We start from the raw sequence: 20,107 nt of genomic DNA on the forward strand, positions 1-20,107 counted from the left end.
TAGACCACACAACACAACAAGGTCACAGATGGATACCCCTACTGCATCACGCGAACAATCGAAAATTTCGGTCAAGAACCTCGACTTCTATTACGGCAAGTTCCACGCCCTCAAAAGCATCAACCTGGAAATTCCCGAGAAGAAGGTCACTGCTTTCATCGGCCCCTCGGGCTGCGGCAAGTCCACGCTTCTGCGCATTTTCAACCGCATGTATGAGCTCTATCCCGAGCAGCGCGCCGAAGGTGAAATCATGTTCGACGGCGAGAACCTGCTGACGTCCAAAAAAGACGTGGCATTGATCCGCTCCAAGGTCGGCATGGTATTCCAGAAGCCGACGCCGTTCCCGATGTCGATCTACGACAACATCGCCTTCGGCGTGAAGTTGTTCGAAAGCCTGAACGCCTCGGATATGGATGAACGCGTTGAATGGGCCCTGCGCAAGGCCGCGCTGTGGACGGAAGTCAAGGACAAGCTGAACCAGAGCGGCTCCAGCCTCTCGGGCGGCCAGCAGCAACGCCTGTGCATTGCCCGCGGCATCGCCATCAAGCCTGAAGTATTGCTGCTGGACGAGCCCTGTTCCGCGCTGGACCCTATTTCCACCGCCAAGGTGGAAGAACTGATTGCCGAGCTCAAGAACGAATACACGGTGGTCATCGTGACGCACAACATGCAGCAGGCTGCCCGCTGCAGTGATTACACCGCCTATATGTACCTGGGCGACCTGGTTGAGTTTGGCGCAACCGAAGACTTGTTCTTCAAGCCAAAACGTAAAGAAACCGAAGACTACATCACCGGCCGTTTCGGCTGATACGGATTAGGGAGCACACATGCCTGATAAACACCTATCGACCCAGTTTGACAGCGAACTCAATGGCGTGTCCTCGCGCGTCATGGAGCTCGGCGGCCTGGTCGAATCGCAGATTCGCCTGGCTATCTATGCGCTGTCCCAGTTCAGCGCCGAAAGCGCCAACCAGGTGATCGAAACCGAATCGCGCGTCAACGCGATGGAGATCGACATCGACCGCGAGCTGTCGTCCATCATTGCACGGCGCCAGCCCACGGCTCGCGACCTGCGCCTGCTGATTGCGATTTCCAAGACCACGGCCAACCTTGAGCGTGCCGGTGACGAGGCCGAGAAGATTGCCCGCATGGTCAAGTCCATCATCGAAAGCGGTTCGGCCCGGGCCCTGCCTTCGTCCGACCTGCGCATCGCGGCGGAGCTCGCCTCCGGCCTGCTGCGCAAGGCACTGGACGCTTTTGCCCGGCTGGACACCGCGGTCGCGGTTTCCATCCTCAAGGAAGACGACCAGATCGACCAGGAATTCGACGGTTTTGTACGCAAGCTCATCACCTACATGATGGAAGACCCCCGCACGATTTCGCCGAGCCTGGATTTGCTGTTTGTGGCCAAGGCCATCGAGCGCGTGGGCGACCATGCCAAGAACATCGCAGAATTCATCATCTACATCGTCAAGGGCGCCGACGTGCGGCACACTCCTATGGAACAAATCGAATCCGCCGTGAAATGAGCCCCCACGCTCGTCACTTCGTGTACTTCGCTGCCCCCCCCCGAGGGGGCCGCTGCGCCTGCGGTCTGGCGAAGCCAGTCCCGCGGCCCCTGCTGGTATGAAGAGCTTGCAACTGTCGGGGGGATTTTCCGCATGGGCGCTTCGGTGTCTTTGCCTTTGAACGAATATTCATCATGAAACACCTGCCACGCATATTGATTGTTGAAGACGAGCCGGCCATTGCCGAGCTGATTGCCGTCAACCTGCGGCATGGCGGCTTTGACCCCGTGGTGGCGGAAGACAGTGTGTCGGCCCAGCGCGAACTCGACGCTGTGTTGCCCGATGCCATCCTGCTCGACTGGATGCTGCCGGGGCAAAGCGGCCTGGCGCTGGCCCGCCACTGGCGCAAGCAGGCGCGTACCAAGAGCATTCCCATACTCATGTTGACGGCACGCGGTGACGAACCCGACAAGGTGGCCGGACTGGATGCCGGCGCCGACGACTACATCACCAAGCCGTTTTCTACCCAGGAACTTCTGGCGCGCATACGCGCCGTGCTGCGCCGCCGCGCGCCCGAATCGGTGAACGACAGCGTGACGGTGGGCGGGCTGGTCCTGGACGCCGCCACGCACCGCATCTCTTACCTGGGCCAGGAGCTCAAGCTGGGCCCGACCGAGTTCAAGCTGCTGCATTACCTGATGAAACACGCCGAACGCGTGCACAGCCGCAGTTCCCTGCTCGACAAGGTGTGGGGCGACCACGTGTTCATTGAAGAGCGCACCGTTGACGTCCACGTCAAGCGCCTGCGTGAGGCCTTGGGCGCAGCGGGCACCATGGTGGAAACCGTGCGCGGCGCCGGTTACCGGCTGACGGCGATGGCCGCCAACAACCCGGTTGCTGCGGCACAATCCAGCGCATGATCAACCGCTGGATTATTTTCGCTGCCTGCATGCTTGCCGGCGGCGGTTTGGGCTTTTGGGCGCGCACCGCAAACGGCTTGACCTTCGGACTGGGCATAGGCTTGGCTGTGGGGGCGATGCTCTGGTTGGTGATCGACAGCGTCTATATCGGCCGCCTGTTGGGCTGGCTGCGTACCGAACAGAACAACGACGCGCCAGCCGTGATGGCAGGCAGCGCCCCCAGCCTTCCCGGTGTATGGGGCGAGGTCGTGGACCGGACCCGCCGGCTGCTCAAGAATCGCGATCAACAGTTGCAGGAAAGCCAGGCGCGCCTCGATGAATTCCTGGCGGCCATGCAAGCCTCGCCGAGCGGCGTGGTGCTGCTCGACGCGCAAGGCCGTATCGAGTGGTGCAACCAGATGGCCAGCCAGCACTTCGGCTTTGACGCCCAGCGCGACGTGCTGCAGCACATCGCCAACCTGGTGCGTGACCCGGCCTTCAAAGCTTATATGGCAGCGGGTGATTTCTCGCACGACGTGGTGATCCCCGGCAACTTCAGCACGCCGGCCCGTCCGGTGAAGCTGTCGGTGCATGTACATTCCTATGGCAAAAACCGCAAGCTGCTGCTGTCGCGGGACATCACCGCCGTGGAGCTGGCAGAAGCCATGCGTCGCGATTTCGTGGCCAATGTGTCGCATGAGATCCGCACGCCGCTGACGGTCTTGTCGGGTTTTATCGAAACCCTGCAGACGCTGCCGCTCAAGGAGCCGGAGCGGGCCCGCTACCTGGCGCTGATGTCGCAGCAGTCGCAGCGCATGCAAACGCTGGTGAATGACCTGCTGACCCTGTCGCGGCTGGAAGGCAGCCCGTTTCCGGGTGCCAATGACTGGATGACCGTCAGTGCGCTGATGGCCCAATCAGAGCAGGAGGCAAGGGCCTTGTCGTTGGTGATTGCGCCGCAGGGCCACCAGCTGGAATTTGACCAGGGGCCAGGCACCGAAATTGCCGGGGTTCAGACCGAGCTTTATAGCGCGATGTCCAATCTGGTGACCAATGCTGTGCGCTACACGCCCGAGGGAGGTCTGGTCCGCGTCAGCTGGACGCTGCTGGCGGACGGGCGTGGTGAGTTCAAGGTCAAGGACAGCGGGCCGGGTATCGCGCCTGAGCACCTGCCGCGCCTGACGGAACGTTTTTATCGCATCGACCGCAGCCGATCGCGTGAAACCGGGGGCACCGGCCTCGGCCTCGCTATCGTCAAACATGTCGCCCAGCGTCACGGTGCCGAACTCAACATTCAAAGTGAACCGGGGCACGGCTCCTGCTTTTCCATCATTTTTCCCGTCGTGCGGGTTCGCCGGACTCAAACCGGTTGAGTCACCTTCAGGCTACGCCTGACCGCATGCCACAACAGGGCCAGAAAACATGCCGCAACGAGGCCAATGGCGAGCGTGCTGGCCGCCCAGAAACTGCTGGCGGACTGCGTCGCGGCCTGGCTTGCAATGCCGTCGTAAGCCAGACGATAACCCCCCAGAAGCCCAAGTCCCCAGAGCAGCACGCCATAAAGGGCCAGCGGCGCAATGGTGATGCGGTAGCAGCGAAGCAAAAAGGCCGTCAGGGCCTGTGTTGCATCGGCGACGTGATAGAACGCAACCCACACCAGCAAAGCGGAGGCCAGCGCGACAATTTCCGGGTTGCCGGAGTACCAGCTTGCCAGCACGGGGCCGGCCATTGAAACCAAGGCCGCGAGTGTCAGCGCCGCAAGCCCTGTGAGCTTCAGCCCCAGCAGCACCACGCGTTTTGCGTAATCCGGGCGTCCTGCGCCTATCCAGAACGAGACACGGGCACTGCACGCGATGGCCATGGACAGCGGCATCATGTAGAGAACCGCAGCCACGCTGGATGCAATCTGGTGGCTTGCGGAGGCCACGGTGCCGAGGCGGGCGATGAAGAGTGCCATCAGCGTGAACGACGTCACTTCCACCAGATAAGCCAGGCCGCCGGGAACGCCGAGCCTGGCGAAGTGACCTATTTGCAGCCAGTCCGGCCGTTCCATGCGTTGCCAGATGCGATAGGGCTGGTACAGCGTCTGTGTGCGCAGCATCAGGATGGCCAGCGCCAGCAGGAGGTAGTTCACAATCAGCGTGGCCCATGCGCAGCCGACAGCGCCCATGGGTTCTACGCCGGCACCGCCGGCCACCAGCCAGATAGACAGGGGGATCTTGACCAGCAGGGCGCCGACCTGCAGCCAGGTGACCAACAGCGGCTTGCCCAGTGCCTGGTTGAAGGTGCTGTAGATGCGAAACAGCAGGGATGGTGCGAACGCAAAGGCCAGCACCGCCAGGTAATGCTGCACCTCGTCGCGCATCAGTTCAGGCACTTGTGCCCAGCGCAGCAGGGGGCCGGGGAAGAGCATGGCTGCCATGCCCGCCACCACGATAAAACCGCACAGGTACATGCTTTGGCGCAGCGAAGCACCTACCGCCTCATGGCGGCGCGCGCCCATCATTTCGGCCCAGATGGGCAGTAGCGCCTGAACAATGCCGATCAGGCCGACGTAAACACTGATGTAAAGCGCCGACCCTACCGACAGCGCGGCCAGGGCCTCGTCGCTGTAGCGGCCTGCAATCACCGTGTCGGCCACACCGAAGGCCATGACGGCCAGTTGCCCGACGAGCACGGTGCCCGCGTGCTGGCTGATGATCTTGAGTTCGCTCAAGGGCTGGTTCTTGAATTCGGGCGGGGAAGCCCCACTCGCTTGAACAGCAGGACGTTTTCAGTCTTGTCCGTGGGGCGGCGCACTGTCGCCTGGAAGGCCCAATCGGGCAAATTAACGACGCGGCTGAGCGTTGGCTGCGCCTCGACATCCACAATCAGGTAGGGGCAGCTTGCCTGCGTTCCGGCTTGCCGGAGCTCGAGCCCGCCGTGGTACTGCAGCGCGGCGGCCTGCGCACTGCCTACGCCGTAAATCTCAACGCAGGCGCTTTTGTCGACGAGATTTGCGATCTGGCGCGACAGGGGCGCAAGGCTGCGGGCGTAGTCGAGCAGCGGTAGCCAGAGTGTCATCAGCAGCAGCCAGCACAGGGTGGCGCCGCCGGCAGGCAGTACCAGCGATTTCCAGATGGCCGCACGCTGCGCGCCGGCGCGCCATTTGACGAGCCAGGCCCAGGCCAAGGTGGCCAGCAGTGCGGCCAGGAATGCCAGCCACGAGAAGCTGGGTTCAAACCCCGGTGCGAGTTTGGCGACGTTGGCTGCGGGTTGACGCGGAACGCCGGTCTGCATGGCAATCCAGACCACCCAGATGATGATGCCGCAGCCGGTGAAAAACAGCAGTGTGAACCAGTCAATCAACGAGGCCACGCTGCGTTTGAGTGTGGGGAGCGCGAAGGCTGCCAGCGCTGCCAGCGGCGGCAGGCTCAGCAGCAGGCTGCGGTCCGAGGCTGTGGTCGTCAGCGTGGCGGCCACGGCCATCGCGGCGAACCACAATGGCAAGGCGACATGGCGGCTGGCCAGTTGCCTGCGCCAGCGGTAAAGTGTCCACATCGCCAGCGGCCAGGCCGGCCAGGTAAACCACAGCAGCAGGCGTCCCAGGCTGCGCCAGTCTTTCAAGGCCGATTGACCGTCCGCACCGGGCAGGTGAATCCTCCAGCGCCACAGGTTCAGCCCATAGGCCAACAGCGCTACCAGCAGCGTGATGCCGGTGATCAGCAGCACCCAGTGCCATGACTGCTGCCTGGCCGCAGGGTCGGACTGGCCGGTGCCCCAGCGCATGTGGGTCCATTCCACCAACGCTCCGCCCATGCCAATCAGAAGTGCCAGTGTGGGCGCGCCGCTCAGGGCCAGCCCTGCAAGCCCGACCAGCAGGCCGAATGCCGGCCCCAGGATCTTGGTGGCCGGGCGGTAGGGGCTTGCGGCCATGGCGTAAAAGGCCAGTGCCGTGAAGCCGAGCTGCGCCAGGGCCGGTGTGGTTTCATGGGAGAGCTGCGCCAGGCCAAGACTGGCGATCAGCGCCAGCAGGGCGGTATCGGCGATAGCCCGGGCATAGTCGACCGGACTGGCCTCGCCGCCGAAAGCAAAGGCGACGGGCTGGGCTTGCGGGCTACGCGCCAGGTAGTAAACGGCGTACCACGTCGCCAGCATAGTCAGCACCAGCAGCGCCACAAATGGAATGCGCACAGCCCATGCCGGATCCAGAAAAGGGAAAACCTTGATGGCGATGGCACCCAGCCAATACGGTGCCAGTGCATCGAACTCCGTGACCTGGCCCAGCAGCTGTGGACGCAGCCAGTTGCCCGCCATGGAGGCGAGTTCACGCATCACGCCAAACGCAGCAATGTCTTCGTTTTTCCAGGGGCCGCGCCCCAGAAAACCCGGCAGCGCATAGGCTGCGCAAAACAGGAGCAATGCGAGTCGCGGCAGGCGGCGCACAGCGGACTGGGCAATGATGGCAGGAGACGGTTTGTTCAAAACGTAGGGGATCGGATAGATAGATCTGAGGGATCGAAAGGGGGCGGCTGCTGTCGGGTCGTTCAGCCTTGGCTACGGGTGATTCTGCGTCAAACCAGGCTGAGGTACATCGCGTGACCTGGCAAATTTTGCCGAAAAAAAAGCAGCCTGAAATTCAGGCTGCTTTTTTGCAGGCTGGCGAAAGTTTTTCGCAGCTTATCCGGCAGCTTACTTCGCAGCTTCGGGCGCGGCCTCTTTGGCTGCGGTCTTGCCGAAACGGTTGCGGAATTTCTCGACGCGGCCACCCATGTTGTCCACGGATTTTTGCGTGCCGGTGTAGAAAGGGTGCGATTCGCTGGACGTATCGAGCTTGTACAGGGGCAGTTCGCGACCGTCGTCCATCTTCACCATTTCTTTGGTGTTCACGCAGGAGCGGGTGACGAACTTGAAGTTGTTGGACAGGTCCAGGAAACAAACTTCGCGGTAATTGGGGTGAATGCCTTCTTTCATGATCTTTCCTTATTCGTTGCGGGAGCCACACCAAGCCAGTCCTGGGCACTTTCCGCTAAGCCACACATTATGGCATGAAATCAAGCACTTAGCGCACTTTTGGCCTTCTGAGAGGCGATTTTGTGTCCAAGACAGAGCTAAGAGGAGGTAAGGAACTGGTCTTAACCCAGCCGGGGCCGCGGAACCGGCTTTGCCGGGCCGCAGGCGCAGCGGCCCCCTCGGGGGGCAGGAAGCTACACGAAGTGAGCGACCGTGGGGGCAACAATTGGCGTGGCAGCTTTAGCCGCCGCGCCTCATCATGTCGAAGAATTCGTGGTTGTTCTTCGTCGCTTTCATGTTCTTGAGCATCAGCTCCATGGACTCGATTTCATCCATGTTGTACATGAATTGACGCAAAATTCGCGACTTTTGGAGGATTTCGGGTGCAAGTAACAGCTCTTCCTTGCGGGTACCGCTGCGGTTGAGGTGAATTGCCGGGAACACGCGCTTTTCGTACAGGCGGCGGTCCAGGTGGATTTCGCAGTTGCCGGTGCCCTTGAATTCTTCAAAGATCACTTCGTCCATGCGGCTGCCGGTGTCGACCAGCGCGGTGCCGATGATGGTCAGGCTGCCGCCTTCCTCAATGTTGCGGGCCGCACCGAAGAAGCGCTTGGGGCGCTGCAGTGCGTTGGCGTCCACACCACCGGTCAGCACTTTGCCCGATGAAGGCAACACGTTGTTGTAGGCGCGGGCCAGGCGGGTGATGGAGTCCAGCAAAATGACCACGTCCTTGCCGAGTTCGACCAGGCGCTTGGCGCGTTCGATCACCATTTCGGCCACATGCACGTGGCGCGCGGCGGGTTCGTCAAAAGTGGAGGAGATCACTTCGCCGCGCACGCTGCGCTGCATTTCGGTCACTTCTTCAGGGCGCTCGTCCACCAGCAGCACCATCATGACCACTTCAGGGTAGTTGGCGGTGATGGCATGGGCGATGTTCTGCATCATCACGGTCTTGCCGGACTTGGGCGGCGCGACCAGCAGGGCGCGCTGGCCCTTGCCGATAGGCGCGACGATGTCGATGATGCGGCTGGTCAGGTTCTCTTCGCCCTTGATGTCGCGTTCGAGCTTGAACTGCTCGCGCGGGAACAGCGGGGTCAAGTTCTCGAACATGACCTTGTGCTTGTTGTCTTCGGGCAGGCCGTCGTTGACCTTGTCGAGCTTGTTCAGTGCAAAGTAGCGCTCGCCATCCTTGGGGGTACGCACTTCGCCTTCAATCATGTCGCCGGTGTGCAGGTTGAAGCGGCGAATCTGGCTGGGGCTGATGTAGATGTCGTCGGTGCTGGCCGTGTAGCTTGAATCCGGAGCACGGAGGAAACCGAAACCGTCTGGCAGCACTTCCAGCACGCCGTCGGCCACGATGGTCTCACCGGTCTTTGCACGTTTTTTGATGATGGCGAACATCAGCTCCTGCTTGCGCATACGGCCAACGTTTTCGATCTCAAGGGCTTCGGCCTGCTTGAGGACTTCAGACACGTGCAGTGCCTTGAGTTCGTTTAAGTGCATGGAGTTACTCCTTGCGGAGTTCATTGATGGAAATGGGGGAGGTTTGAAAAGAAGCCGCAGAAGATGGCTTACAAACCGGGAACTCGAACCAGGCGGCGAGTGCCGTCTGGTGAATTAAGCACATTATGACAGGAAATTCATGCAGGAAATCAGGGTATTTTTCCTGCGTCCGGCCAGCGGCCGGGAGACCTGCGCCGGCCGGGAAGTGGCGGTGCGCCGTGCTTCCCTTCCAGCGCGAAAAACCTCAGGCCAGTTGCTGGTCGATGAAGGCGGTCAGCTGGGCCTTGCTCATGGCGCCGACCTTGGTGGCGGCAAGCTGGCCATCCTTGAACAGCATCAGGGTGGGGATGCCGCGGATGCCGAATTTGGCAGGGATGTCGCGATTTTCGTCGACGTTCATCTTGGCGATCTGCAGACGGCCGTCGTAACCCGTGGCCACTTCGTCCAGAATCGGCGCGATCATCTTGCACGGACCGCACCATTCAGCCCAGTAGTCCACCAGCACGGGTTTGGAGGCTTGCAGCACGTCGGCTTCGAAGGTGGCATCGGTGGTATGTTTGATCAGTTCGCTCGCCATGGCGGCTCCTTTGTCTGGTTAGGATGGTTACGATACGGTACGGCTAAAGTTGTAGTCATTGTGGCAGAAAGCAAGTGGCCGGGTCGGGCGCGCGGGGGCTATGGCCCCGATAGAGATTATTCAATTTGCGGCTTCCGGCCTCATTTCTTTCTTGCCAACCTCTTTTCCCCAACCTCTGTATGCCACCCGTCCCAACCTCTGATGCCGCATGGTCTGCGCCTGATGCGCTGTGCTGGCATCAGGCCATGGGCCGGCTTGCAGAAGCAATGCAGGCGCGCGGCGTCCATCCCGCAGAAGCCGTGGTGCTGCTGCCCTATGCCCAGCTGATCCAGCAGGCGCGCCGTGCCTGGGCTGCGCAGGCGGGCGAGACGTTTTTTGTTCCCCGCTTTGAAACCACCATGAACTGGGCTAGCGGCCTGGGCGGCACGCTGGGCCTTTATGTGCCCTCGGGCGACGACTTGCGCATGGATGTGGCGGTCGACATGCTGACGGCCGCGTCCCTGCTGGGCCGTGCGGGCCTGGGTGCCCAGCAGGATGCGCTGGCCGGCCGGCTGCTCGAAGCGGCCTGGAGCCTGGCCGGCGTGGCTGCGGCCGTTGTGCCGGCCGGGCGCCGGGCCTGGAGCGAGCGGCTGGCGCTGACGCTGGGTGCCGGCCTTGATTCACCAGTGCTGGCGCTCGAGGTTGCCGTGGGGCGCATTGCGCTGGCCTGGGCGGCGGCGTCCGCCTATCCCACAGACCGCCTTTTCCAGGCGAAACCGCAGCTGTTCGCCGTGCTGGAAGGCTTTCAGGCCGACCCGCTTACCGAAGCCCTCAAGGCGCACTTCGGCGACCGGTCGGTTTCCATCCCGCTGTGCATCTCACTCGAAGGGCCCTCGGCACCACCCGCGCTGCACATTGCGCAAGACGCTGAAGACGAAGCCGGCCGCGCCGCCGCCTGCGTGCTGGCGCACCTCGCGCAGGGCCGCAGCCCGGTCGCGCTGATTGCGCAGGACCGGCAGCTCACACGGCGTGTCGGCGCCATGCTGGCTGAGCGCGGCATCGCCATGCGCGATGAAACCGGCTGGAAGCTTTCGACCACACGCGCCGCTGCCGCCCTGATGAGCCTGCTGCGCGCCATGCCTTGGGATGCATCGACGGATGCCGTGCTGGACTGGCTGAAAAACGCACCCGCGTTTGACGCCGTGCTGGTCACCGCCGCCGAGACCGAACTGCGCAAGACCGGCGTGCGCGCCTGGCGCGACCTGCCGGACTTTGCGGAAGAAGCCATCTTGCCGCCCGCGTTTGCCGCAACAGGGCCGTTGGCGCGCGAAGTGAACGCATTGCGCAGCCCTTTCGGCCGGGCCCGCCCGCTGGCGATGTGGCTGCGCGACCTGCGTGCCCTTTTGCAATCGGCCGGGCAGTGGGACGCGCTGGCGCAGGACGAAGCGGGGCAAACGGTGCTGGACGTGCTGCGCCTGCATGAAGGCGCAGAGACCGAATTCGAGGCATCGCCAGTGATGCGGCTGCATGACTTCACGCAGTGGGCCAACCAGGCGCTGGAGGGCGGCAAGTTTTCCCCCGTGCATCCGCCGGCAGAACAGGTGGTCATCTTGCCGCTGCCGCAGCTGCTGGGCCGCCCCATGCAGGCCGTGGTGTTACCCGGCTGCGATGAAATCCGCCTGCCGGTGTCGCCGGAACCTGCCGGCCCCTGGACGCCCGGCCAGCGCGAGCTGCTGGGCCTGCCGCCCCGGGAAGTGCTTGCCGCGGCCCAGCGCCAAGCCTGGCACTATGCCCTGCACATGCCGCATCTCGATGTGCTCTGGCGCACCAGTGAATCGGGCGAGCACCTCATCCCCAGCGGCTTTGTGCAGGAGCTGCTGCTGGACCAGGACGAGGAAGCGGTACAGCGCATGGCCACCGACCCTCGCAGCCTGCGTGCCGTGGCAACCCAGCCCACGCCGCACCCCTTTCCGACCGGCGAGGCCTTGCCCGTCACCCGGCTTTCGGCCAGCGCGTATGAAGACCTGCGGCGCTGCCCCTACCGCTTTTTTGCGCTGCGCCAGCTTAGGCTGCAGGAGCCCGAAGAGCTTGAAAGCGAGCTGGGCAAGCGCGACTTCGGCAACTGGCTGCACAGCCTGCTGCGGCATTTTCATGAAGCCCTCAAAGCGGCGCCAACCCCCGATCTATCAGCGCGGGTAGCTATGCTAAACATAGCAGCCGAGCGCGCCACGCAAGAGCTGGCGCTCAGCGACAGCGAGTTTTTGCCCTTTGCCGCGGCCTGGCCCGGCGTGCGCGAGGGCTATCTGAAATGGCTGGCCGACCACGAAGCGACCGGCGCGATATTCGACGAAGCCGAAGTCTGGCGCGAAGTGCCCGTCGGCACGCTCACGCTGCTCGGCCAGCTGGACCGCGTCGACCGCCAGCCCGATGGGCACGCCCTGGTGATCGACTACAAGACCGAGCCCCGCACCACCACGAGCGAGCGCATCAAGAACGGCCAGGAAGACACGCAGCTGGCGTTTTATGCCGCCCTGATGAGCGACGACACGTTGGCCGCGGCCTATGTCAATCTCGGTGAAAAAGAGCCGACCAAAACCTATGAGCAGCCCGACATCGTCGGCCTGCGCGACGAGCTCATCGACAGCATCCTGACCGACATGGCGCGTATCTCGCGCGGTGCGGTGCTGCCGGCGTTGGGGGAGGGCAAGGCTTGCGATTACTGTTCAGCCAGAGGGTTGTGCCGCAAAGACTTCTGGAATCTAGAGGAACAAGCTGCGAGAGGGGAAAGCCAATGACACCTTTCAACCAAACGCTCGTCCCCCACGCCGCCGCCTACGAATGCAACGGCGAGCCGCTCTCCGCCGATGCCTTCTACGCCATCGCCTGCGACCCGCGGCGCAGTGTGGCTGTCGAGGCTTGCGCAGGCGCCGGCAAGACCTGGATGCTGGTGTCGCGCATCGTGCGGGCCTTGCTTGACGGCGCCACGGCCGCACCGGGGCAGCAAGTCTTGCCGCATGAGATCCTGGCCATTACCTTCACCAAAAAAGCCGCCGGTGAAATGCGTGAGCGTCTGGACGACTGGCTCAAGGCCTTTGCCCACGCCGACGATGAGACCCTGCAGCGTGAACTCGAAATGCGCGGCGTCAGGGTCGATTTCTCAAGCCAAAAGGGGCTGAAGTCCGCACAGGCCTTGCGCGAGCAGCTATCAAATTTATACCGTTCCATTCTGGCCAGCGGCCGCTCGGTGCAGATCCGCACCTTCCACAGCTGGTTTGCGGCCCTGCTGCGCAGCGCGCCGGTGGCGGTGTTGCAGCGCCTGGAACTGCCGGTGAACTACGAGCTGCTGGAAGACGACGCGCCAGCGCGCGCGCTGGTGTGGCGGCGGTTTTATGCGGCCGTCGCGGCTGATGCGTCGCTCAAGGCCGACTTTGAGGCCGTGGTGCTGGCGTATGGCCGCTTCCAGGCCGACAAAGCCTTGCAGGCCGCGCTCGATAAGCGCACCGAGTTCACACTGGCCGACGAAAAAGGGGTGATCGACGCCTCGGTACAAGCCTTCAGCGCTCAGTTCACTGAATTTGGCGGCCTGGATGAACCCGAAGAGCTGCTCAGCACCAACCGTTTTCACCGGCAAACCTTAAGGGACGCCGCCATCGCGCTGGGCCGCGCGAGCGCGCCGACTTTCTCGGCCAAAGGCGTGGAACTGGAGCAGGCGCTGACGGCCGGCGACTTCCCGGCGGCTATCGCGGCCCTGCTGACCGAGAAGGGCACGCCGCGCAAGTTCGGCGAAAAAATCGTCGGCATCGAACAGGTGCGCATTGCCCAGGACCTGGTGTTGCGCGTGGTGGCGGCCAGCCAGCAGCACGATGCCTGGCTGTACCAGCAGCGCATGGCGCGCCTGACGCGCGTGTTGATCGCCCAGTTCACCGCCTTGAAGCGCGACCGCGGCTGGGTCGACATGAATGACGTCGAACGCGCTGCGCTGCTGATGCTGGCCGACCCGGTGTTGTCGGGCTGGGTGCAGGAGCGGCTGGACGCGCGCATCCGCCACCTGATGATTGACGAATTCCAGGACACCAACCCGCTGCAGTGGCAGGCCCTGTATGCCTGGCTCATCGGATACTCGGGTGCGGGTACGGCGCCCAGCGTGTTCCTGGTGGGTGACCCGAAGCAAAGCATTTACCGCTTCCGCCGTGCCGAGCCGCAGGTGTTCCGCGCTGCGCAGGCTTTTGTGGTGCACGGCCTGGGCGGTGACTTGCTCAGCTGCGACCATACGCGGCGCAACGCTGAAGCCGTGATCGACACCGTCAACTCGGCCATGGCCATGGCACGGGAGGCCGACGGCTATGACGGTTTTCGCGAACACACCACGGCTTCAGGCCTCGCCGGCGCCGTGGGCCGGCTTCCGCCCATTGCACGCAACAAGGACGAAGAAGAGGTCTCGCCGCTGGCCGCCGGCTGGCGCGACAGCCTGACCACGCCGCGCGAACTGCCCGAGGAGACCCTGCGCACGCGCGAGGCGCGCCAGGCCGCTGCCTGGATTTCAGAACAGGTAGCCGCCGGACTGCGTCCCCAGGACGTGATGGTTCTCTCGCGCAAACGCGCCGGCCTGCTGCCGCTGCAGGACGAACTGCGCGCGCTGCATATCCCCGCGCAGGTGGGCGAGAAAACCGAGCTGATTGACTGCTGCGAAGTGCAGGACATGGTGGCGCTGCTCGACGTGCTGGTGTCGCCGCAGCATGACCTTTCCTTGGCACGCGCGCTGCGCTCGCCGCTGTTCGGGCTGGCTGACGATTGCCTGGTGCAGCTGGCGCTGCTGCAGCGCGAGCACCACCAGCCGTGGTACGGCCTGCTACAAAAAGAGGAGCTGCTTGCGCCCGATTTGAAAGGGCTGGGGCCCATTTTGACCAAATGGAAAAGCTGGCTGGACCGTTTGCCGCCGCACGATGCGCTGCAGGGCATTTACGACGACGGCGACGTGCTGGCGCGCTTTGGCGCTGCCGCCCCGGCGGCCCAGCGCAGCGCGGTGCTGGCCAACCTGCGCGCGCTGCTGGGTGTGTCGCTGGCACTCGACGGCGGGCGTTACGCCACGCCTTACGGTTTTGTGCGCGCGCTCAAGGCCGGCGGCACCCAGGCGCCGGCAGCTGTCAGCAGCGAGGCGGTCCGGCTGCTGACCATCCACGGCGCCAAGGGGCTTGAAGCCGAAGCCGTGCTGCTGCTGGACACCGACACCGTGGAACGCAATGCCGACAGCATGGGCGTGCTGGTCGACTGGCCCGGCGAAGCGACCGAGCCGCGCAAGTTTGTCTTCCTGGTCAGTGAAAGCCGCCCGCCCGCGTGCGCCGCCGAAACGCTGGCCGCCGAGCAGGCGGCCCGCAAGCGCGAAGAGCTCAACGCCTTGTATGTGGCGCTGACGCGTGCCCGCCATACGCTGGTGATTTCCTCCATCGAGCCGCACCGTGGGACGACTGAGAGCTGGTGGCAGCGCCTGCACGCACTGGTGGGCGAGCTGCCTGCGCCGGTCGCGGATGAGTCTGCAGCCGCCCATCTCGATGCGGCCGACGCGGGCGTGTTCTACCTGCCCGAGTTGCCTGAACTGCCCGAGGTCATGACGATTTCCGAGCCTGCTGCGGTGCGCGTTGATGAAGATTCGCTCAAGGCACGCATCGGCAAGGCCATGCACCGCTTGCTGGAATGGGGCGGTGCGCTGTCGGCGGAACAGCTGAAGGCCGCGGCGCGCGAGTTTCGCCTGAGCCCGGCACAAGCCGCCGAGGCCGCCGGCCTGGCCGGGCGCATTCTGGCGGGTGAGGGCGCCTGGGCCTGGAGCCCGCAAGCCGTGGCCTGGCAAGGCAACGAAGTCGGCCTTGTCTACGCCGGGAAAGACTTGCGGCTGGACCGCCTGGTGCAGCGCAAGGACGCCGGCCACGAAGGACACTGGTGGGTGCTCGACTACAAATCCGCCGTGGCGCCGGAGCTGCAGCCCGCGCTGGTGGCGCAGCTGCAGGACTACCGTGCGGCGGTGCAGCTGATTTACCCCGGCGCGCCGGTGAAAGCAGCTTTCCTGACGGGGCGGGGAACTGTTGTCGAGCTGGATTGATCTCACACAGCCCGCGCTCTACCCCATGTTATTCGCCGACCTGAAGAAAGAGACAACCATGTTCAAGCAACTTGCCGCCTCGCTAACCTTCCTGGCCGTCCTGCCACTGGCATGGGCCCAAACCCCGGCACCGACTAACCCCACGGTGCGCCTGCGCGCGACGATTGAAAAAGTCGATGCGACCAGCCTCACCATCAGGGAACGCAGCGGCGAAGTGATCACGCTGGTGCGCCCGGCCGAGATGGACGTGTCCGAGGTGTACCCGCTGTCGCTCGCCGACATCAAGCCCGGCAGCTACGTCGGCACCGCCGGCATGCCGCAGCCCGACGGCAGCCAGCTGGCGCTGGAGGTGCTGGTGTTCCCCGAAGCCGCGCGCGGCGCCGGTGAAGGCCACCGCCCCTGGGACTTGCGGCCCGACAGCACCATGACCAACGCCACCGTGGCCGACCTGGCCGCGGCGCCAACGTCGGTACCCGGCGGCCAGAAGCTCACGCTGCGTTACAAGGACGGCGAGAAAACCGTGATCGTTCCGCCGGATGTGCCGGTGGTGTCCTTCAAGCCCGGCAAGGCCGATGAAAACGCCTTGCTGGTGCCGGGTGCCAAGGTGATGATCACTGCGCAGGAAAAAGCCGGCAAGCCGACCGCGCTGCGTGTCATCGTCGGCCGCGATGGTTTTGCGCCGCCCATGTAGTGCAATGCGCCGCGCGGGCTGGCAAGTGCGGCCTGTGATAATTGGCGCATGCCGCCAATCGGCGCCAAACCTGTACCTGGCCCCTGTTTTCAAGCGATTTAGCCCTGCAGGCCAATAGGATCGGGCGCAAGCAGCTATCAAAAACAGAGCAAACACATTCGCCTGCGAAGCGCTACCTTTGATGCCTTTCAGGAAAGCGGCTGCTGTTTGGCCTTGATTTCTCCCATCTCACCATACCTCGCCTCCGCGAGCAGACGGAACACCTTTTGAACGATTCAGCCTCTCCCGTGAAACCGCCGCCTGCCGGCCCCCTGCGTGTTGCCGTCATAGGCGGCGGACCCGCCGGCCTGATGGCCGCCGAGGTGCTGGCCGCTGCCGGTGCGGCCGTGAAGGTCGAGGTGTATGACGCCATGCCTTCGGTGGGGCGCAAGTTTTTGCTGGCCGGCAAGGGCGGGCTCAACCTCACGCATTCCGAAGCACCCGAGGCCTTTCTGAGCCGCTATGGCGAGCGCGCTCCACAGCTGCAGCCGTTGCTGGCCGCGTTTGGCCCGGCGGAGCTGCGTGCCTGGGCTGAAGCGCTGGGCGTGGAAACCTTTATCGGCAGTTCGGGCCGCGTGTTCCCCAAAGACATGAAAGCCGCGCCGCTGCTGCGCGCGTGGTTGCACCGCCTTCGCCAGGCCGGCGTGCAGTTTTCCATGCGGCACCGCTGGCTGGGATGGGCCGATGACGGCGCGCTGAAGTTTTCAACGCCCACCGGCGAGGTGCTGGCGCAAGCCGACGCCGTGGTGCTGGCTTTGGGCGGCGGCAGCTGGGCGCGGCTGGGCTCTGATGGCGCCTGGGTGCCGCTGCTGGCTGCGCGCGGCGTGGCCGTGGCGCCGCTGCTGCCGTCCAACTGCGGCTTCGACGTGGCGGCGCGGCCCGACAGCCCGGCGCAGCTTGAAGAGGCGGCAGCCGACGCCGGCGAGACCCGCCGCGAATTCCTGCAGGAGCTCATCGGAAAAAGTCCCTTGACCAAGGCCGGCTGGACTGAACACTTCGCCAGCCGTTTTGCCGGCCAGCCTTTCAAGTCCGTCGCCATCAGCTTTACCGATTCACGCGGCCGAGCTTTTAGCCGCAAGGGCGAGTTCATTGCCACCGCCACCGGTGTGGAAGGCAGCCTGGTGTATGCCGCCTCCAGCTTGTTGCGCGACGAGATTGCGAAACACGGCAGCGCCACCTTCCTGCTCGATTTGCTGCCCGCCAAGACCGCCGAGCAGGTGCTGGTGGAAGTGCGCCACCCGCGCGGCTCACGCTCGCTGTCCAGCCACCTCAAGAGCCGCCTGAACCTCGACGGCATCAAGGCCGCGATGTTGTACGAACTGCTGGGCAAGGACGCCATCGCCGATCCGGTGCGCCTGGCCGCCGGCATCAAGGCGCTGCCGGTGCGCGTTACTGCGGCCAGGCCGATGGATGAAGCCATCAGCACCGCGGGCGGCGTGATGTTTGAGGGCCTGAGTGCACAGCTACAGCTGGGTGCTGCGGCTGCAGTGCCCCAGCCCGTGTTCTGCGCCGGTGAAATGCTGGACTGGGAAGCCCCCACGGGCGGCTATCTGCTCACGGCCTGCTTTGCTGGCGGGCGCGTTGCCGGGCAGGGCGTTTTGAGTCATTTTGGCCTTTAGCCCAATAGGGTTGTGCGCAAGCAGCTATTGATTTTGTAGCAAAATTTTTTGAACCATTCGCAGTTGTGCGAGAGGAGCCGCCATGATCGTCCGTTTTAACATCGACTCTTTTGACAAGACCCAGTACGAATACCGCGTGACCTACGAAGGTGAAGACCTGTTCGGCGACGCCGGGTTGGGCGGCATTGAAGAATGCATCATCGCCGCCACCGAAGGCCTGGGCCAGGACGCCGTGGCCGCGGAAGTCGCCTTCCGGGGCATCATCAGCGGCACCTATCCGCTGGCCTCACTGGCGCTCATGTCGGCACAAATCGCCATTCATGCATTGCAGACCACCGAGGCGGTTGAAGAAGTGAGCCGGTAGTACCGAGGCCCACAAAAGCCCTGGAGGTAGACTTTGCCGGGGAACTTTCGTTTGTGCGGTAGCGCACATACCGGGGGGCCGTTAGTGCCTATACTTCGAAGACGGTGCGAGATCTCTGCCAGAGGCCCAACTCGAAGCCAGATCCGCCCCGGAGTGTCTCGATGGCCCATTCTTCCAACCCCAAAGACAACGAGCTGCTTGCCGCATTGCCGGAAGCAGAGTGGCAGCGCTGGCTGCCGCAACTGGAATGGGTCGACATGCCGCTGGGTCAGGTGCTTTATGAGTCGGGCACCACGCTGGACCATGTGTACTTTCCCACCACGGCCATCGTCTCGCTGCTTTATGTGATGGAAAACGGCTCTTCGGCCGAGATTGCCGTCGTCGGCCATGAAGGTGTCGTGGGCATCTCCCTGTTCATGGGCGGGGAGTCCACACCCAGCCGCGCCGTCGTGCAAAGCGCTGGCCAGGGTTTTCGCCTCAAGGCACAGGCGATCAAGGACGAGTTCAAGCGCGCGCCGGTGCTGCACCTGCTGCTGCGCTACACCCAGGCACTGATCACGCAGATGGCACAAACCGCGGTGTGCAACCGCCACCATTCGCTCGACCAGCAGCTGTGCCGCTGGCTGCTCCTCAGCCTTGACCGGTTGCAGAGCAATGAGCTGGTGATGACGCAGGAGCTGATCGCCAACATGCTGGGCGTGCGCCGCGAAGGCGTGACCGAAGGCGCGACCAAGCTGCAAAACCTCGGGCTGATCCGCTATTCGCGCGGCCGCATCACAGTGTTGGACCGCCCGGGCCTGGAGCAGCGCACCTGTGAGTGTTATGCCGTGGTCAAGAAGGAATACGACCGCTTGCTTCCCGAAAAACTCGCCTCCTAGCATCCCGGTGTGCGGCCTGTTGTGTGCTGTGTGCGCTGGCACACGGTGGCGTTGGCGACACGTCGTGCATACTGGGGCACCGAATTGAACTGACGACAGTAGCGCGGCCTTGTCCATGACCCGGCACTCCCCGGGGTCCGCCTACACCGGAGAGCCGCTTTGGCCCCTGTCGAAAACCACCTCATTGAGCTTCTCCCTCGCAAGGATCGCGTGCGCCTGCTCGCCGTCTGCGAGCCGGTCGAGTTGTCGCTCGCTGAAGTGCTGTGCGAACCCGGAAAACCCACACGCTACGTCTATTTCCCGGTCGAAAGCTTCATTTCCCTCGTAGCCCTTGTCGAGGGCAGCCCGGGGGTGGAGGTTGGCATGGTGGGGCGTGAAGGCATGCTGGGCGCACAGCTGGTGCTGGGTGTTGTCACCGCGCCGGTGCATGCGGTGGTGCAGGGCGCGGGTGCATCCTGGCGGATCGGCACCGCCGTTTTCCGGCGCGAGCTGGCGCGTAGCGCTTCGCTTCAGCGCGGCCTGAACCGCTACCTTTATGTCTTGATGGCGCAGCAGTCCGCATCGGCTGCCTGCCTTCGTTTTCACCTGACGAGCCAGCGCCTGGCCCGATGGCTGCTGATGAGCCAGGACCGCGCCCATTCCGACCATTTTCATGTGACACACGAATTTCTGGCCTACATGCTGGGCATGCGCCGCGTCGGCATCACGTCGGCCGCCAGCGCGTTGCAGCGCAGCGGATTGATCGAATACCACCGTGGTGAATTGAAAGTTCTTGACCGCGGCGGCCTGGAAGCCGCGGCATGCAGCTGTTACGCGGCTGACCGGAAAACCTATACCCAATTGCTGCATTGAGGGGCGGCTTTGGGATGGCGGGGGCCTGCCTGTCAGGCAAAAGCATCGGTTTGCCTGTTTCAGCTCAATGGCAACCCGCAACACGGCCTGAAAACCTTTTGCGGCTGATGTG

16 protein-coding genes are annotated in these 20,107 nt (G+C 63.7%); 11 read left to right on the forward strand and 5 right to left on the reverse strand.

Annotated features, from left to right (window positions below; translation table 11 throughout):
* Positions 1-28 precede the first annotated feature (28 nt).
* The 4 genes from pstB (at position 29) to phoR (ending at position 3,780) form a co-directional block, all read left to right on the forward strand.
* The gene (gene pstB / locus AC1DVV_RS05210; protein ID WP_457278655.1) at positions 29-808 is read left to right on the forward strand and encodes a phosphate ABC transporter ATP-binding protein PstB; all 780 of its coding nucleotides are present in this window, start codon (positions 29-31) and stop codon (positions 806-808) included.
* 19 nt (positions 809-827) lie between these two features.
* The gene (gene phoU, locus AC1DVV_RS05215) at positions 828-1,529 is read left to right on the forward strand and encodes a phosphate signaling complex protein PhoU (RefSeq protein WP_411879881.1); all 702 of its coding nucleotides are present in this window, start codon (positions 828-830) and stop codon (positions 1,527-1,529) included.
* Between the two features lie 173 nt (positions 1,530-1,702).
* Positions 1,703-2,428 (forward strand): phosphate regulon transcriptional regulator PhoB, encoded by a 726-nt coding sequence (gene phoB, locus AC1DVV_RS05220; protein ID WP_431096707.1) that lies wholly within the window; start codon positions 1,703-1,705, stop codon positions 2,426-2,428.
* Positions 2,425-3,780: a phosphate regulon sensor histidine kinase PhoR gene (gene phoR, locus AC1DVV_RS05225; protein WP_477689036.1), complete on the forward strand. Its 1,356-nt coding sequence runs from the start codon at positions 2,425-2,427 to the stop codon at positions 3,778-3,780. The genes phoB and phoR overlap by 4 nt, the downstream gene beginning before the upstream one ends.
* Here phoR and AC1DVV_RS05230 read toward each other — a convergent pair.
* The 5 genes from AC1DVV_RS05230 to trxA all read right to left on the reverse strand — a co-directional run bounded on the left by AC1DVV_RS05230 (position 3,768) and on the right by trxA (position 9,479).
* Positions 3,768-5,123 (reverse strand): MATE family efflux transporter, encoded by a 1,356-nt coding sequence (locus AC1DVV_RS05230; protein ID WP_477689037.1) that lies wholly within the window; start codon positions 5,121-5,123, stop codon positions 3,768-3,770. The two genes, phoR and AC1DVV_RS05230, sit on opposite strands and share 13 nt — an antisense overlap.
* Positions 5,120-6,871, reverse strand: coding sequence for a hypothetical protein (locus AC1DVV_RS05235; protein ID WP_477667231.1), 1,752 nt, complete (start codon positions 6,869-6,871; stop codon positions 5,120-5,122). Before AC1DVV_RS05235 ends, AC1DVV_RS05230 begins: the two co-directional genes overlap by 4 nt.
* A gap of 207 nt (positions 6,872-7,078) precedes the next feature.
* Positions 7,079-7,360: a type B 50S ribosomal protein L31 gene (locus AC1DVV_RS05240; protein WP_457278651.1), complete on the reverse strand. Its 282-nt coding sequence runs from the start codon at positions 7,358-7,360 to the stop codon at positions 7,079-7,081.
* A 279-nt stretch (positions 7,361-7,639) separates the two neighbouring features.
* Complete coding sequence (rho, locus tag AC1DVV_RS05245; RefSeq protein ID WP_348050341.1) at positions 7,640-8,902, reverse strand: transcription termination factor Rho; 1,263 nt, start codon at positions 8,900-8,902, stop codon at positions 7,640-7,642.
* Positions 8,903-9,146: 244 nt separating this feature from the next.
* Positions 9,147-9,479, reverse strand: a complete 333-nt coding sequence (gene trxA, locus AC1DVV_RS05250) for a thioredoxin TrxA (RefSeq protein ID WP_077594529.1) — start codon at positions 9,477-9,479, stop codon at positions 9,147-9,149.
* A gap of 179 nt (positions 9,480-9,658) precedes the next feature.
* Here trxA and AC1DVV_RS05255 point away from each other — a divergent pair, with 179 nt between their 5' ends.
* The 7 genes from AC1DVV_RS05255 to AC1DVV_RS05285 all read left to right on the forward strand — a co-directional run bounded on the left by AC1DVV_RS05255 (position 9,659) and on the right by AC1DVV_RS05285 (position 19,995).
* Positions 9,659-12,253 carry a PD-(D/E)XK nuclease family protein gene (locus AC1DVV_RS05255; protein ID WP_477702621.1) on the forward strand — a complete coding sequence of 865 codons (2,595 nt, stop codon included), beginning with the start codon at positions 9,659-9,661 and terminating at the stop codon, positions 12,251-12,253.
* Positions 12,250-15,552 carry a UvrD-helicase domain-containing protein gene (locus AC1DVV_RS05260; RefSeq protein ID WP_477702620.1) on the forward strand — a complete coding sequence of 1,101 codons (3,303 nt, stop codon included), beginning with the start codon at positions 12,250-12,252 and terminating at the stop codon, positions 15,550-15,552. The genes AC1DVV_RS05255 and AC1DVV_RS05260 overlap by 4 nt, the downstream gene beginning before the upstream one ends.
* Positions 15,553-15,610: 58 nt before the next feature.
* On the forward strand, positions 15,611-16,243 hold the full coding sequence (locus AC1DVV_RS05265; protein ID WP_477689040.1) for a hypothetical protein: 633 nt from the start codon (positions 15,611-15,613) through the stop codon (positions 16,241-16,243).
* A gap of 287 nt (positions 16,244-16,530) precedes the next feature.
* On the forward strand, positions 16,531-17,901 hold the full coding sequence (locus tag AC1DVV_RS05270) for a TIGR03862 family flavoprotein (RefSeq protein ID WP_477689041.1): 1,371 nt from the start codon (positions 16,531-16,533) through the stop codon (positions 17,899-17,901).
* 82 nt (positions 17,902-17,983) lie between these two features.
* Positions 17,984-18,265, forward strand: coding sequence for a hypothetical protein (locus AC1DVV_RS05275; RefSeq protein WP_477670879.1), 282 nt, complete (start codon positions 17,984-17,986; stop codon positions 18,263-18,265).
* Positions 18,266-18,426: 161 nt separating this feature from the next.
* The gene (locus AC1DVV_RS05280; RefSeq protein ID WP_477670878.1) at positions 18,427-19,143 is read left to right on the forward strand and encodes a Crp/Fnr family transcriptional regulator; all 717 of its coding nucleotides are present in this window, start codon (positions 18,427-18,429) and stop codon (positions 19,141-19,143) included.
* Positions 19,144-19,302: 159 nt separating this feature from the next.
* Positions 19,303-19,995: a Crp/Fnr family transcriptional regulator gene (locus tag AC1DVV_RS05285; RefSeq protein ID WP_477702619.1), complete on the forward strand. Its 693-nt coding sequence runs from the start codon at positions 19,303-19,305 to the stop codon at positions 19,993-19,995.
* Positions 19,996-20,107: the final 112 nt, after the last annotated feature.

The sequence above is a fragment of the Polaromonas sp. P3_B4 genome (genome assembly GCF_056402835.1).